Below are 13,608 nucleotides of genomic sequence, written 5' to 3'. Positions count from 1 at the left end.
TGACGCTCCCGTATGCCCGGGGATAGCGGGCAACTCCGCACATCCCCGCATCCCCGCATCCCCGCAGGTCAGAGGCGGTGCGGGATCCCCGCAACTTCCCCGCGGTCTGCGGGGTTGTGCGGGTCATCGGCCGCCCTCGTACTTCTCGACGCGCCACAGGTTCTGCTTCCGGTGGGTGTCGTAGACGAGGCTGATCTTCAAGTCCTCGAAGTACCGGCCCTGCCTCGCCTTGAGCCAGTGGCCGAGCTGCTTGGGGGACGGCGGGTCGCCGTTCTGGAGGCGGGGGACGGCGTCCTTGAGGGCGAGGAGTTCCTTCGTGGTGACGGTCCGGGCGCTGAGATCAGGCGTGCCGTACCAGGCCGTCAGGAACGCAGCCCACTCCAGGGCCTCTTCGTCCATCGTGGCCGTCGCCGCGTCTCGGTTGGCCAGCCAGCCGGGTACGTCGAGGTAGTCGAGGATGCCCGCCACCGTTGACGCCCATCGCGAGTAGTCACCCATGCGGGTGGTGATGGTCTTGCCGCCGGCCGCGAGCCACCCGCGGACCATGGTCACGAGGGCGGCGACGACAGTGGAGGCGTTCTCCTCCAGCCACTGCCGGAGGTCGCCGACGGTGAAGTCGTCGCGCTGGTCAGGGTTGGGACAGTTGGGGTCAAGGCGTACCCACAGGGTGCGGCGCGCGTTGTCCCCGCCGGTGCTCAAGTTGTTGCCGGTGAGAACCCACAGTCTGTCGTTCGGGATGCTGACCGAGCTGGTGCTCCCGAGCAGGCGGTCGCTCCACGTTGCCGACGTCGCCAGGGACGACAGGATCGGCGACTTGATGACGTGCCCGTTCGGCAGGTTGTCCATGGCGATGACGGGGTCGCCGCAGTCCCAGAGCTTGGCGGTGACGGCCTTCCGTAGCTCGGCGTCGTTCTCGGGCCACTGGGTTACGGCGAGGCCGTAGATGTAGCCGAAGGCGTCCATCAGCAGGGTCTTGCCGGAGCCCTGCGAGGTGCTGGTGATGACCAGGAGCGGGGTCGGGCCGGGGACGTAGTGGCGGATGATCGGCGAGAGCAGGGCCCCCAGGTACTGCGCCCGGTCGGATGCGGCCACGAAAGGGAAGTCCGCGAGCATCTGGCCAAGGACGACCTTCTTGGCCCGCTCGACGGACTCCTCCGTCACCTCTGCCTGAAGGCGGCGGAGCGGCACCTTGGGGTGCATGTACAGGCCTGTCAGGCGGTCGTACCCGACGGCCTGAACGATGGTGCCGTCCGGGCGCACGACGGGTGCCGTGACGATCCCGCGCAGAGGCATGAGAGGCCAGTCCCGTCGGCCGAGGATGGTGCCGCACGTCTTCGGCATCACCAGGGCGCGCTCCTCCTTCAAGCCCTGGGTGATCGGGTCGGGGACGACGGCGTAGGTGAGGACGTACTCGGCGAGGTAGGCGCGGAGGTTGTCGGTACCCAGCTGCTTGACGAGCGGGTTGCCCTGGTCATCCTGGTAGACCCAGCAGGGGCCGCTGGACCGCTTGTAGAGGCCGGGTAGTTGCTCCGCGGCCATGACGGCGAGGATCCCCTCGATGGCTTCGGCCTCGTTCGTGATGTCCAGCTCCGGGCGCTGGCCGGCCACCCGCAGCCGGGCGCCCTGGTCCTCGGTCTCGTCGGGCGCGAGGTCGGGGTCGAGCGCGGAGGACCCGTCGCTGAACTGCGAGGACACGACGGTCAGTCGGCGCCGCGTGGGCTCGGACCCGTATCCGCGGCGGCGGAGTTCTCCGGCTGCCTGCTTGAACGCGGAGGCTGTAGTGGTGCCCTGGGTGAGCAGGGTGTAGGCCGCGAACTTGTCGTAGGGCGTCTCGGCTTCGAAGGCGGTCGAGGTGCTGAAGACGTACAGCCGGTCGCGGTCCTTGGCGTAGCCGGTCGTCGCGGAGATGCCCCGGCTCTTGCCCTTGCGCCGCCAGAAGGTGACCTGGCCGCGCGTGAAGATGGGGTCGAAGTCGTCGCCGATGATCTCGGGCCAGTCGGCCTTGGCCTCGAAGTCGTCACCGGGACGGACGGCGCCGGGCGGTAGCTCGCGCTTGGGACGCGGCGCGGTCTTCGCCTTCTCCTCCTTCGGCATGGCGTCGACCGCCCGGCACAGGGCATAGACCGCGTCGAGGTCGTCGGGGCCGAGCACAGGCATGGTCGAGGGCCCGCCGGAGATCCGGAGGTACGGCTTGCCGCTCGGGTGTACAGATCCGTGCGACGGGGCGATCACGACGAAGCCGCCCTCGCCACGGGTCTCGATCAGCACCCGCACGATCTTCGAGTTGGGCTTCTCCCGGAGCCGCTGCCGCTCCTGGTCGGTGTACTCGTCTTCACGGGCCAGCCGGGAGGCGAGCTTCTGGTTCCCGGCGGCGGGCCGCCCGTCGACGACAACCTTGAGGTGGACACCTTCGGAGGGCGACTTTTCTGCCCAGCCCGTGGTGACGGCCTGCCACAGTTCGCCGAGCCCGGAATTCTCGGCCAGCTCGGTGACCTCGTCGAGCAGGCCCTCCGCCACGGCACGGCCCTCGAATTCGATCAGCTCGATGTTGCCGGAGACGGCGCCGGTAACGATGCCGATACCGGTACGGCGGCCGTCTCCAAACCAGCGGTCGTGTTCCTCGGGGGTGGATCGGGTGGTCTTGTACGGCGTCCATGAACGGACGTCAGGAGCCTTGCTGCCGTCCTGCTTCACGGGAAGGGGGCAGAGGCCAGCGGCGTCCAGTTCGCGGGCCACCTCGCGCAGGCTGAGTGCCCCAGTCGCCTGGCCGGCGGCGGGGTTCTCTGCGGTCGTGCGGTCGTTCACGCTGAAGTCCTCGCGGGAGAGGCGGCCGTGACGGCTCGGTCGCGCGGCGTTCTGGGGAAGGTCAAGCCAGTGATGCGCCCCGCTGCACCCCGCCCGACCGTGATGGTCAGGCGAGGTGCGCGGCGGCCGGGGCGGGACGTCACGGACGGGCGTCCGCGTGCTCGGCGAGGTGGGCACGGAGCTGGTCGAGCGCCTCGTGCGCGCTCATGCTGTGCGGGACCAGGACGAGCCCGGACTCGCGCCAGACGATGAGCTGTCCGCCGAACTGGTCGTCTGCGCTCGCGTTCGCCCGCGCCAACCGCAGGTTGTTCTCCGCCGCGATCTGGTTGGCCATCGCCTGGAAGATGGCTTCGAGGACGGTGTCGACGTCGTTGGCCTCGATGAGCATCTCGCCGAAGGTGCTCAGGACCCGCTCGTACTGGGCGTCCCAGAGGCCGGCGTCCTTCGCGGCCTGCTTGTCGAGTTCGATCTGCGCGAGCGCGCGGGTCACCTCGGGGGACTGCTCGGGCTGGCTGAGTTCGGCCGTCATAGCGGCGGCGATCTGGTCGGCCTGCTCCGGCGTGCAGAGCCCGGTCGTCTCGGCGGCCTGCCGTACCGAGTCGTGCAGGACGGCGAGGACCTTGTCGCGTTCCGTCTCGGACTGCGGGGCAGTGCTGACATCGGTCCGGCTGGTCGTAGCATGGTTCATGGCGCTAGTCCGTTCTGGTTGTGCAGGGCCCCGCTCGGCTGTGGTGGTTGAGGCGGGGTCTTGCTGTTGCTCGGGTTGGTGCTGAGGCCCGGTCGCTGGTGGTGATGACACCGACGGCCGGGCCGCCCGCATCTCAGGCGGCTTCGAGCAGTGCCACGAGAGATGCGGTGATCACGACGTGACGACTGCCGAACGAGAGGATTCGGACAGGCGCTTCGCCACGCTTGATCAGTTCGTAGAGCTGCGACCGGCTACAGCCGAGAGCGAGCGCAGCACGCGGGACGTTGACCGTCGCGGGCCACTTCTTCACCTCGGCGAGCGTCGGCGACTCCGCCTTCTTCGCGGCCATCAGGCGGCGCTCCGGAGCGTGCGGATCGCAGTGACGTACCGCTCAAGGTGCCCGCCCTTCGGCGTGCGGATTCCGCTCTCCCAGTTGCTGATGGCCTGCCGGGTCACACCGATGGCCTCGGCCAGTTCCCCCTGCGAGAGTCCCGCCGCCAGGCGGATCGCCCGCCGCTCCGCCGGGGCCGGAAGGTCCTGGTGCAGGAGCAGGCGAGCCCTAACGCGTAGCGCTGTGGCTGTCATGTGGCCAGCTTGGCAGACCTGGTGGGTTCAGGTCAACCATGTCTGCCGACATGGTGAGCCACGTCTGCCGGGCTGGTGTGTTGACCTACCGTTGCGTTTCTTGCCATGCTCGTGAGGTGACTACACCGACTCCCCCCACCGCCGATGGGCCCGACGAGGTCTTCATCAGTGCCATCGCCGACCGCGACGCCGCCGCCGACCAGGCAGAAGGGAAGGTCGTGGCCACGTTCGAGGCGCGCCCCGCCTCGGGAGAGTGGCTTGCCGAGGGCGACATCACCCGGGGCTCTCAAGGCCTGGTGATCTCCCGGGTGGAACTGACGGCCGTCGACCCGACCGGCAGCGGCATCACCGGCAGTCTCCTGCGGCGCATCCAAGTTGGCGACATCCTGCATCTGGCCCGAGCCACTACAGCGCGCGCCGCGCAGTCGTCCGAGGCGCCGAAGTTGGTGGACTACCCGCCGAACTCGCCACGCTACGGCGGGAGGGGTGCCTTGAGCGACGAACTCCTGCGCAGTGTGGCTGTCTCCTACCTGGCAGAGACCGCGCCCGGTCGCCCATCGGGAGCTGTGAAGCGGATGGCCCAGGAGTTCGATCGGCCCGAAGAGACAGTGCGCTCATGGATTTCGCGCGCGAGGAAGGCGGGATGGCTTGGTCCGAGCGTCAAGGGTCGCGCCGGCGCCGAACCGGGACCGTTGCTGCGTGACCTGACTCCGGATGAGTTCGGCCGGATCTTCACGGAGGGATACGACAGCCCCCCGGAGAACCTTGCCGAGCTCGCGGCCGGCTTCGGCGCGATGTCCCCGGAACGCCAGAAGGCGGCCTCGGCAGCGTGGTTCACGCGGGAACGGGTGGCGGAGCAGAACCGGGCGACTCTCGAATGGGAGCGCAGGCAGCGGGGGGAAACGGCTGACGGGGAAGCAGAGGGTTCGACAGGTGGCGATGCGGACGGAGAGGAGGCCGACCAGGAGTGAAGCAGTGCCTGGAACGTCACGCCCTTGTCGCCAGCCCTCCCGGTAGTGCTTCGCGAATCGAATAGGGGAGGACATGGCCGAGATCAAAAAGATCACGCTGAAGAACGGCAAGACCCGGTACCGGTTCGTGGTCGACGTAGGCCGCGACGCGACCGGCAAGCGCAAGCAACTCACGATCACCAAGGACACGAAGCGCGAGGCCGAGGCCGAGTACAACCGGCTCCGCCACCAGCGCGACGCGGGCACGCTCATCGTCCCCAACAAAATCACGGTGGGGGAGTGGGTCGACGAGTGGTTCGCCAAGAAGAAGGAAGACCTGGAGCCCACCACGATCCCCAGCTACGAGACCCAGCTCGGCTACATCAAGAACCGGCTGGGAGAGACCCGTCTCCAGGCGCTCACCGAGGACGACTGCATCGACTTCGTGCAGTGGCTCCTCACCCAAGGGCGCCGGCGCCCCATCATCGTGCAGACCGGAAACCCCGAGCAGCCTGTCGAGACCCTGACCGGGCTGCGACCCACCAGCGTCGACACGATCCTCTCCCGACTCAAGGAGATCCTCGGCCGCGCCTTCGTCCGGCAGATGGTCCGGGCGAACGTCGCCGAATACGTTCACGTCCCCAAACAGGCCCGCAAGCAGGACAAGCGGCGCAGCACCAAGGTCCAGCCGTGGAACGTCGCGGAGGTGCAGCAGTACGTCTCCGGTATCCGCAACGATCGGCTGTGCGCTCCGCTCATGGAGTCGCTGATGGGCATGCGCCCGGCCGAAGTCGCGGGCCAGCGCTGGGAGCCGGACGTCGACCTGGTGGGCGGCACCGTGTCGGTGCTCAACACCCGCACCATGGTCCGCAACCACTACACCGTCGAGAAGGACACCAAGACCACCAGCGGCGAACGCACCCTGCCGCTCCCGCGGTTGGTCTGGGACTCCCTCAAGAGCTTCAAGAAGTTGCAGGCCCGCGAGCGCCTCGCGGCCGGCGAGGCGTACACCGTCTCCGGGTACGTGCTCGTCGATGAACTCGGGGTGCCACTCGACACGCGGAACCTTCGGGACCACGCGTGCGGGCTGATGGAGCAACTCGGCCTGAGGCGGGTCCGCTTGTACGACGCGCGGCACGCCGTCCTCAAGTACCTCGCTGTGAACGGGGTCGCGGATGTCGTCCTGGCGGCATGGGCGGGGCACACCAACGCGGCCTTCACGAAGGCCAAGTACGTCGCTCCGGACGCCGAGGATCTTCGTTCGGCAGCCGCCGCGCTCGATGGTCTACACGGGCTCGGGTGAGAGATTGTGAGAGAACAGCGTGAGAGGGTCGGTCAATATGGCGTCTGACCTGCACCTATCGAAAATCTCGCAGAACCATACTTCGATTCTGCGCGGTCACGTGCCCGTCCGCCCGGTGTGCGGGCCCCGCGAGCTGCGCCTACCGTGGCTCGCATGGGCGATGCGGTGGAACTCGAAGCGGCGGGGCGGAGCGTTCGTCTGTCCAGTCCGGACAAGATCTTCTTTCCGGAGCGGGGCTTCACCAAGCTGGATCTGGCCCAGTACTACCTCGCCGTCGGCGAGGGCATCCTGCGCGCCCTGCGCAACCGTCCGACCACGCTGGAGCGCTATCCGGACGGGGTGACCGGCGAGTCCTTCTTCCAGAAGCGGGCGCCCAAGAACATGCCCGACTGGATCCCGACCGCCCACATCACCTTCCCCAGCGGCCGCAGCGCCGACGAGATGTGCCCCACCGAGCCCGCCGCCGTGCTCTGGGCCGCGCAGTTCGGCACGCTCACCTTCCACCCCTGGCCGGTCCGCCGCGACGACGTCGACAGTCCCGACGAACTGCGCATCGACCTCGACCCGCAGCCCGGCACGGACTACGCCGACGCGGTGCGCGCCGCCCACGAACTGCGCGAGGTCCTGCACGAGTACGGCGGCCTGCGGGGCTGGCCCAAGACCTCAGGGGGCCGCGGGCTGCACGTCTTCGTGCCGATCCAGCCGCGCTGGACCTTCACCCAGGTGCGCCGGGCCGCCATCGCCGTCGGACGTGAACTGGAACGCCGTATGCCGGACCAGGTCACCACCGCGTGGTGGAAGGAGGAGAGGGGCGAGAAGATCTTCGTGGACTACAACCAGACCGCCCGCGACCGCACCATCGCCTCCGCCTACTCCGTACGGCCCCGCCCGCACGCCCCGGTCTCCGCGCCGCTGCGCTGGGACGAGGTGCAGGACGCCCGGCCCCGGGACTTCGACCTGGCGACCATGCCGAAGCGCTTCGCCGAACTCGGCGACGTGCACGCCGACATGGACGAGCACGCCTTCTCGCTGGAGGCCCTGCTGGAACTCGCCAGCCGCGACGAGCACGACCACGGCCTGGGCGACCTCCCGTACCCGCCCGAGTACCCGAAGATGCCGGGCGAGCCCAAGCGGGTGCAGCCGAGCCGCGCGAAGCACGCGGACGCGAAGCAGGGGGACGCCTAGTACGAGGGTCCCGGCCCCGTCGGGCAGGTCGGTTCGAGTCTTTCTCGGTGATCGGGAAGCACTTCCCCGGAGCGGGCGCTCCCGCGGCTATCCTGATCCGCATCCGCCGAGGAGGTGCCCTGAGGTGACCGAGACAGCGTCGCGCCCCACGCTGGAGGCCGTGGCCGCGCGGGCCGGGGTCTCCCGGGCCACCGCGTCCAGGGTCGTGAACGGCGGGGACGGGGTCCGTGAACCGCTCGTCGAGCGCGTGCGCCGGGCCGTGGAAGAACTCGGATACGTTCCGAACCAGGCCGCCCGCAGCCTCGTCACCCGGCGCCACGACGCCGTCGCCGTCGTCATCGCCGAGCCCGAGACCAGGGTCTTCGCCGACCCCTTCTTCGCCCTCCAGCTCCGCGGCATCAGCAAGGAACTCGCCGCCAACGACTCACAGTTGGTGCTGCTCCTCACCGAGGGCCGCGACGACCACGCCCGCGTCGCCCGCTATCTCGCCGGCGGTCACGTCGACGGCGCGCTCGTCTTCTCGCTGCACCTCGACGACCCGCTGCCGGGCCTGATCCACGGCGCGGGGGTGCCGACCGTGTTCGGCGGACGGCCCGGCTGGGGCGACGGCGACCGGGAAGCGGTCTACGTCGACTGCGACAACCGCGGCGGAGCCCGTCAGGCCGTACGCCATCTCCTCGGCCTGGGGCGGACCCGCATCGCCCACATCACCGGTGCCCTCGACCAGACGTCCGCGGTCGACCGGCTGGACGGCTACCGGGACGTCATGGCCGACGCCGACCCGGCGCTCGTCGCGACCGGCGACTTCACCCCGGCCGGCGGCGAGCGCGCGATGCGGGAACTGCTGGAGCGCCGCCCCGACGTGGACGCGGTGTTCGTGGCGAACGACCTGTCGGCCCTCGGCGTGCTGCGGGTGCTGCGCGAGCACGGACGACGGGTCCCCGAGGACGTCGCCGTGATCGGCTTCGACGACATGCTGCCGATCGCCGAGCAGACGGACCCGCCGCTGACGACGGTGCGTCAGGACATCGAGGAGATGGGCCGGTTGATGACCCGTCTGCTCATCGGCGGACTGGAGAGCCGGACCGGGGTGACCGGGCCGGTGTCCGAGCCCGCCGGGATCGTCCTGCCGACGACGGTGGTACGACGGGCGTCGGCGTAGAACCGAGACCGGGACGCGGACGCGGGCGCACACCTCGAAGGGAGCCCGCCGCAGGGACGAGGGCACCCGCGCCGGGCGCGAGCCCGCCGTCAGGACGCTCGCCCGCCCCGCGAGGGGTCAGCCCTGCCGGGGCGTGCTCTTGATCACCGCGAGGTGCGCCCCGTACGGATCCGCGATCCTGGCCATGCGGCCGACGCCCTCCATGTCCGTGGCCGGCATCCGGACCGTGCCGCCGAGTTCCTGGGCCCTCGCGACCACGGCGTCGGCGTCGCGGACCTCGATGTACGGCAGCCAGTACGCGCCGGTCCTCGCCTCGACCGGGTCGTCGGCCAGCGGTACCAGACCGCCGAACATGGCCTCCTCCTCCGTTCCCGCCGGGTTGACGCAGGTGTAGGTCCCGCCGGGGAACTGGGCCGCCGAGGTCTCCCATCCGAAGACCGAGTTGTAGAACGCGGCGGCCGCCGCGATGTCCGGGGTGACGAGCTCGACCCAGCACAGGGAGTTCGGGTCGCCCGCCATGCCCAGGCCCTTGGTCCGGCCCGGCTGCCAGATGCCGAAGGTCACGCCCGCACGGTCGGCGAGCATGGCCATGTGCCCCTCGCCCATCACGTCCATGGGCGGCATCAGCACCGTGCCCTTGGCCTGCTCGACGGCCTTCGCTGTGGCTTCCGCGTCCTCGGCCTGGAAGTAGACGTGCCAGGCCGGCGGGCCCTGCTCGGCGGTGATCTGCATGCCCCCGGCCACGGTCCTGCCGTCGACCTGGAAGAAGCCGTAACCGCCGGCGTCCGGCCCCGCCGACAGGAACCGCCAGCCGAAGAGGCCGTCGTAGAAGGCGATGGCGCCGTCGAGGTCGGACGTGCCGACATCCAGCCAGTTCGGGGAGCCGTTGACGAAGCGCGTGGTGAGCATGATTGTCCTCCTTCGAGGGGTCCCGTTGCCTTGGTGTCCACTCTTCCACCGCCCACTGACAATCGCCGTCGCCGCGCGCGAGCGGACGGGAGCGACCGCCTCCCGGCGACCCCGTCACTCCGGGTGTCCGCGCGAATTCCCGTTGTCGCCGATTTCTTCCGCGCGCCGCCGTGCCCGGCACCGGCCGGCGGGCCATCATCGAGGCCGCCGGCAGCCTGGGTGCCCGGCGTTGATCCCGCGTTGAGCGAACGTTTTTCGCGGCGCGGCACGCTCGTCCGCATGTACTCGCAAACCATCACTCCGTCCGACCTCGCCTGGCAGGAGCAGGCGTTGTGCGCGCAGACGGGGGCGGACTTCTTCTTTCCCGAGCCGGGCAGCTCGGTCCGTGACGCCAAGCGCATCTGCGGGATGTGCGCGATGCGTCCCGCGTGTCTGGAATACGCGCTGAGCAACGACGAGCGCTTCGGTGTGTGGGGCGGACTCTCCGAGAAGGAGCGCCTCGGCCTGCGCCGCGCCCAGGAGTGACGCGCGTTCCGGCGGTCGGCCGGGGAGCGTGGTGCATCGGAGTGAGCCCATTGTCATATGCGCATGGACCATGCCAAATGTGCGCATGACGTCCTCTGACGTTGTCACCGACATCGAAAGGGACGTCATGGCAGACAGCAAGGCCGGCAGAGCGAGGAAGGCCGCCGGGTCGATGGGACTCGTGGCGCCGATGGAGAGGCCCGCGCCCGCGCAGGCTCCCCGGCCCGACGAGGAATGGCAGCTGCCGCACGGCAGAGCGGTGGTGTACTACGGGGAGGGCCGGCAGGGCGTGGTCCGCCCGGTGGTCCTCGCCGACGGATTCAACCTCGGGCCGTCCGACTTCGACTGGCTGTGGGACGGGCTGGAGAACGGCAGGTTCCCGTTCATCAGCGAACTGCGCCGCCGGGGCCGCACCCTGGTCCTCGTCGGGTTCGACGAGCGCAGCGAGTCGATCCTGCGCAACGCCGAGACGATGACCGCCGCGATCATGCGGACCATCGCGGAGCAGCTCGACGACACCCGCCTGTTCGTCGGCGGGTTCAGCATGGGCGGCATCGTCGCCCGCTACGCGCTGGCCAAGATGGAGACGCAGCGCATGGACCACCGGGTCGGGGTCTACGCGTCGTTCGACAGCCCGCACCGGGGAGCGTGGGTGCCGATCGGGCTCCAGGCGCTCGCCCACTACCTCGCCGACGCCGGCGACGACACCTATCTGCGGCAGATCGGCAGCCCGGCCTCGCAGCAGATGCTCTGGCGCCACCTGGACGCTCTTGACGGCACGCCGAAGGAGAGCCCGCTGCGCAAGGAGTTCAAGGAACAGCTGGAGCGGGTGGGCGGCTGGCCGCAGATCCCGCACCTGATCGGGGTGTCCAGCGGGCGAGGTGACGGCGTGGGCAACGGGGTGCGTGCCGGGGCCAAGGCGCTGACCTGCGCCGGGCCGCTGTTCGACGGTACGTACTTCCTCGCCCAGAGCAAGGGCGAGGCCGCGGAGGTGGCCGTGCTCGACGGCGTCCTCGGCGGCCCGTACACGATCACCACCAGCGGGTTCCCCGAACTGGACGGCGCGCCCGGCGGGACGCTCGAGTCCTTCGGCATCGTCGGGGACACGCTCAAGGCGTTCGGCGAGGACGTCGACATGGTCCACCGGTCCGTGTGCTTCGTCCCGTCGGTCAGCGCGGTCGCCGTCCGCGACCTGGACCGGCAGGAGAACCTGTACGTCAACATCGACGGGCTGCCCCCGGAGGAGTCGGATCTCAACGACTTCCTGCTCTCGGGGGACAACGACCCGCACGCGATCATGACGCCGGAGATCGGGGAGTGGGTCCTGGACCGGCTGCCCGACTAGTCGGCGCCCGGCCCGCCCGGCCGCAAGGACCGGCTCGGGCCGGTTCGGCGGGCCCGGCGGGCGGGACCGAGGGTGTGGGGGGGCCCGGGGGCCCCGCCACACCCGTCGGACGGGGTCACGCGCTCGCGCGGGCCGCCATCCGCGCCTTGCGCGCGGCGAGCTTCTCGTCGAACTTCGAGGCTTCGGCGTCCAGGCCGCCCATGAAGAAGCCGAGCTCCTCCTGGGCCTTGAGGCCCTCGGGGCCCAGGCCGTCGATCTCCAGGACCTTGAGGTGGCGCAGCACCGGCTGGAGCACGTCGTCGTGGTGGATGCGCATGTTGTAGACCTCGCCGATGGCCATCTGGGCCGCCATGCGCTCGAAGCCGGGCATGCCGTGACCGGGCATGCGGAAGTTGACGACGACGTCCCGCACGGCCTGCATGGTCAGGTCGGGGGCGAGCTCGAACGCGGCCTTCAGCAGGTTGCGGTAGAAGACCATGTGCAGGTTCTCGTCGGTCGCGATGCGCGCCAGCATGCGGTCGCAGACCGGGTCGCCGGACTGGTGGCCGGTGTTGCGGTGCGAGATGCGGGTCGCCAGCTCCTGGAAGGCGACGTACGCGACGGAGTGCAGCATCGAGTGACGGTTGTCCGACTCGAAGCCCTCGCTCATGTGCTGCATCCGGAAGGCCTCGAGCTTGTCCGGGTCCACCGCGCGCGAGGCGAGCAGGTAGTCGCGCATCACGATGCCGTGCCGGCCCTCCTCCGCCGTCCAGCGGTGCACCCAGGTGCCCCAGGCGCCGTCACGGCCGAACAGGGACGCGATCTCGTGGTGGTAGCTCGGGAGGTTGTCCTCGGTGAGCAGGTTGACCACGAGGGCGATCCGGCCGATCTCGGTGACCTTGGACTGCTCCTTCTCCCAGGCCTCGCCGTCCTCGAAGATGCCGGGGAAGTTGCGGGCGTCGCTGAACGGCACGTACTCGTGCGGCATCCAGTCCTTGGCGACCTTCAGGTGACGGTTGAGCTCCGTCTCGACCACTTCCTCCAGCGCGTACAGCAGGCGGGCGTCGGTCCAGGCGGCCGACGAGGTGCCGAGGTCGGGAGAAGTGATCGTCACGGGTGCTCCAGGGAGGGACGGGACAACGAGCGGAAAAGCTAACCTACGGCATCGTAGGCTACGTATCCGTAGGTTACGTCTCCGTAGGTTAAGAAGCCTGTAAAGGTCTCTGATCAGCGATGATGCGGGCCGCGGTACCGGCGGATCCGGTCCATGACGGAGCGACCCGGGGCGTCCGGAGCCCGGGTCCGTACGGATGGCCCGCTCACCCGTTCAGACGTACAGCTCCCGCAGCCTCACCGAGAGACAGGTCACACAGCCCTCGAGCTTCTCGAACTCGCCGATGTCCACGACGACCGGTTCGTGACCGAGCCCGGCGAGCAGTTCCGCGGTCTTCGGGGCGGACGCCGCCATCAGCAGCCGGTCGCCGCCCAGGAGCACCACGTGCGCCCCGGACTCCTCCGGTACCGGCAGGAAGCGCGGGAACAGCGAGGGGGTGTCGACGAGCGCCTCGTGTCCGATCACCGTGCCGTCGGGCAGCGCGGTGACCGCCGACTTCAGATGCAGCACCTTGCTGACCGGGACCGCGACGACCCGCGCCCCGAGCGGTTCGAAGACCGCCCGCAGCTGCTGGACCCCGGCCGCGTTCGTCCGGCCGCCGCGGCCCACGTAGATCGTGTCGCCGACCTTCAGGACGTCGCCGCCGTCGAGGGTGCCGGGATTCCGGATCCGGTTCACCGAGCAGCCGAGGCGCTCCACCGCCTCCTCCACCCCGCGGGTCTCGCCGCGCCGGGACTCGGCTCCGGGACGGGTGACGAGGGCGACGTTGCGGAAGACGACGACGGCGTCCTCGACGAACACCGCGTCCGGGCAGTCCTCGGCCGGGTCCACCTCCACGGTCTCCCAGCCGTGCGCGCGCAGCGCCCCGGTGTACGCCTCCCACTGCTCGACGGCGAGGCCGACGTCCACCGCCGTGCGTTCCACGTGCGTCACCAGCCCCTCGGCGAGGCGGGGGCCGGGCCTGCGGACGAGCGCTTTCCTACTGGGCACGGGAGGGTCTCCGAATCGGCCGGGGGTGTCGGCGCGCCATCATGCGGCGCGGGTCACGCGCGCAAAGG

General features: G+C 69.9%; 13 protein-coding genes. 6 read left to right on the top strand and 7 right to left on the bottom strand.

What is annotated here, in order from left to right; genetic code table 11:
- Positions 1–123: 123 nt before the first annotated feature.
- From ACFWI4_RS27705 to ACFWI4_RS27690, 4 genes are all read right to left on the bottom strand, one after another.
- On the bottom strand, positions 124–2,805 hold the full coding sequence (locus tag ACFWI4_RS27705) for a bifunctional DNA primase/polymerase (RefSeq protein WP_387201303.1): 2,682 nt from the start codon (positions 2,803–2,805) through the stop codon (positions 124–126).
- Positions 2,806–2,944: 139 nt separating this feature from the next.
- Positions 2,945–3,493 carry a hypothetical protein gene (locus tag ACFWI4_RS27700; protein WP_387201300.1) on the bottom strand — a complete coding sequence of 183 codons (549 nt, stop codon included), beginning with the start codon at positions 3,491–3,493 and terminating at the stop codon, positions 2,945–2,947.
- Positions 3,494–3,626: 133 nt separating this feature from the next.
- Positions 3,627–3,842: a helix-turn-helix transcriptional regulator gene (locus tag ACFWI4_RS27695; RefSeq protein ID WP_387201296.1), complete on the bottom strand. Its 216-nt coding sequence runs from the start codon at positions 3,840–3,842 to the stop codon at positions 3,627–3,629.
- The gene (locus ACFWI4_RS27690; RefSeq protein ID WP_387201293.1) at positions 3,842–4,078 is read right to left on the bottom strand and encodes a helix-turn-helix transcriptional regulator; all 237 of its coding nucleotides are present in this window, start codon (positions 4,076–4,078) and stop codon (positions 3,842–3,844) included. Before ACFWI4_RS27690 ends, ACFWI4_RS27695 begins: the two co-directional genes overlap by 1 nt.
- 116 nt (positions 4,079–4,194) lie before the next feature.
- On the opposite strand from ACFWI4_RS27690, the gene ACFWI4_RS27685 reads away from it, so the two are divergent.
- The 4 genes from ACFWI4_RS27685 (at position 4,195) to ACFWI4_RS27670 (ending at position 8,678) form a co-directional block, all read left to right on the top strand.
- Positions 4,195–5,049, top strand: coding sequence for a hypothetical protein (locus ACFWI4_RS27685; protein WP_387201290.1), 855 nt, complete (start codon positions 4,195–4,197; stop codon positions 5,047–5,049).
- A gap of 73 nt (positions 5,050–5,122) precedes the next feature.
- The gene (gene xerC / locus ACFWI4_RS27680; RefSeq protein WP_387201287.1) at positions 5,123–6,331 is read left to right on the top strand and encodes a tyrosine recombinase XerC; all 1,209 of its coding nucleotides are present in this window, start codon (positions 5,123–5,125) and stop codon (positions 6,329–6,331) included.
- A gap of 153 nt (positions 6,332–6,484) precedes the next feature.
- Positions 6,485–7,516 (top strand): non-homologous end-joining DNA ligase, encoded by a 1,032-nt coding sequence (ligD, locus tag ACFWI4_RS27675; RefSeq protein WP_387201284.1) that lies wholly within the window; start codon positions 6,485–6,487, stop codon positions 7,514–7,516.
- A gap of 124 nt (positions 7,517–7,640) precedes the next feature.
- Positions 7,641–8,678, top strand: a complete 1,038-nt coding sequence (locus ACFWI4_RS27670) for a LacI family DNA-binding transcriptional regulator (RefSeq protein WP_387201282.1) — start codon at positions 7,641–7,643, stop codon at positions 8,676–8,678.
- Positions 8,679–8,795: 117 nt separating this feature from the next.
- Here ACFWI4_RS27670 and ACFWI4_RS27665 read toward each other — a convergent pair whose 3' ends face one another.
- Positions 8,796–9,587, bottom strand: a complete 792-nt coding sequence (locus ACFWI4_RS27665; protein WP_387201279.1) for a VOC family protein — start codon at positions 9,585–9,587, stop codon at positions 8,796–8,798.
- A gap of 279 nt (positions 9,588–9,866) precedes the next feature.
- Between ACFWI4_RS27665 and ACFWI4_RS27660 the strand changes: the two genes are divergently transcribed.
- Positions 9,867–10,112 (top strand): WhiB family transcriptional regulator, encoded by a 246-nt coding sequence (locus ACFWI4_RS27660; protein WP_385398436.1) that lies wholly within the window; start codon positions 9,867–9,869, stop codon positions 10,110–10,112.
- A gap of 127 nt (positions 10,113–10,239) precedes the next feature.
- Positions 10,240–11,457: an esterase/lipase family protein gene (locus ACFWI4_RS27655; protein WP_387201276.1), complete on the top strand. Its 1,218-nt coding sequence runs from the start codon at positions 10,240–10,242 to the stop codon at positions 11,455–11,457.
- Positions 11,458–11,572: 115 nt separating this feature from the next.
- Here ACFWI4_RS27655 and ACFWI4_RS27650 read toward each other — a convergent pair whose 3' ends face one another.
- Together ACFWI4_RS27650 and ddaH are read right to left on the bottom strand one after the other, a co-directional pair.
- A complete protein-coding gene (locus ACFWI4_RS27650; protein WP_387201273.1) occupies positions 11,573–12,550 on the bottom strand; it encodes an acyl-ACP desaturase in 978 nt (325 codons plus the stop codon).
- A 213-nt stretch (positions 12,551–12,763) separates the two neighbouring features.
- Entirely contained in the window at positions 12,764–13,540 is a 777-nt protein-coding gene (gene ddaH / locus ACFWI4_RS27645) for a dimethylargininase (RefSeq protein ID WP_387201269.1), read from the bottom strand.
- Positions 13,541–13,608: the final 68 nt, after the last annotated feature.

Source organism: Streptomyces sp. NPDC127038 (assembly GCF_042725875.1).
GTDB lineage: Bacteria > Actinomycetota > Actinomycetes > Streptomycetales > Streptomycetaceae > Streptomyces.
The sequence above is the reverse complement of the archived record's forward strand: the minus strand, read 5'-3'. Positions and strand labels throughout refer to the sequence as shown.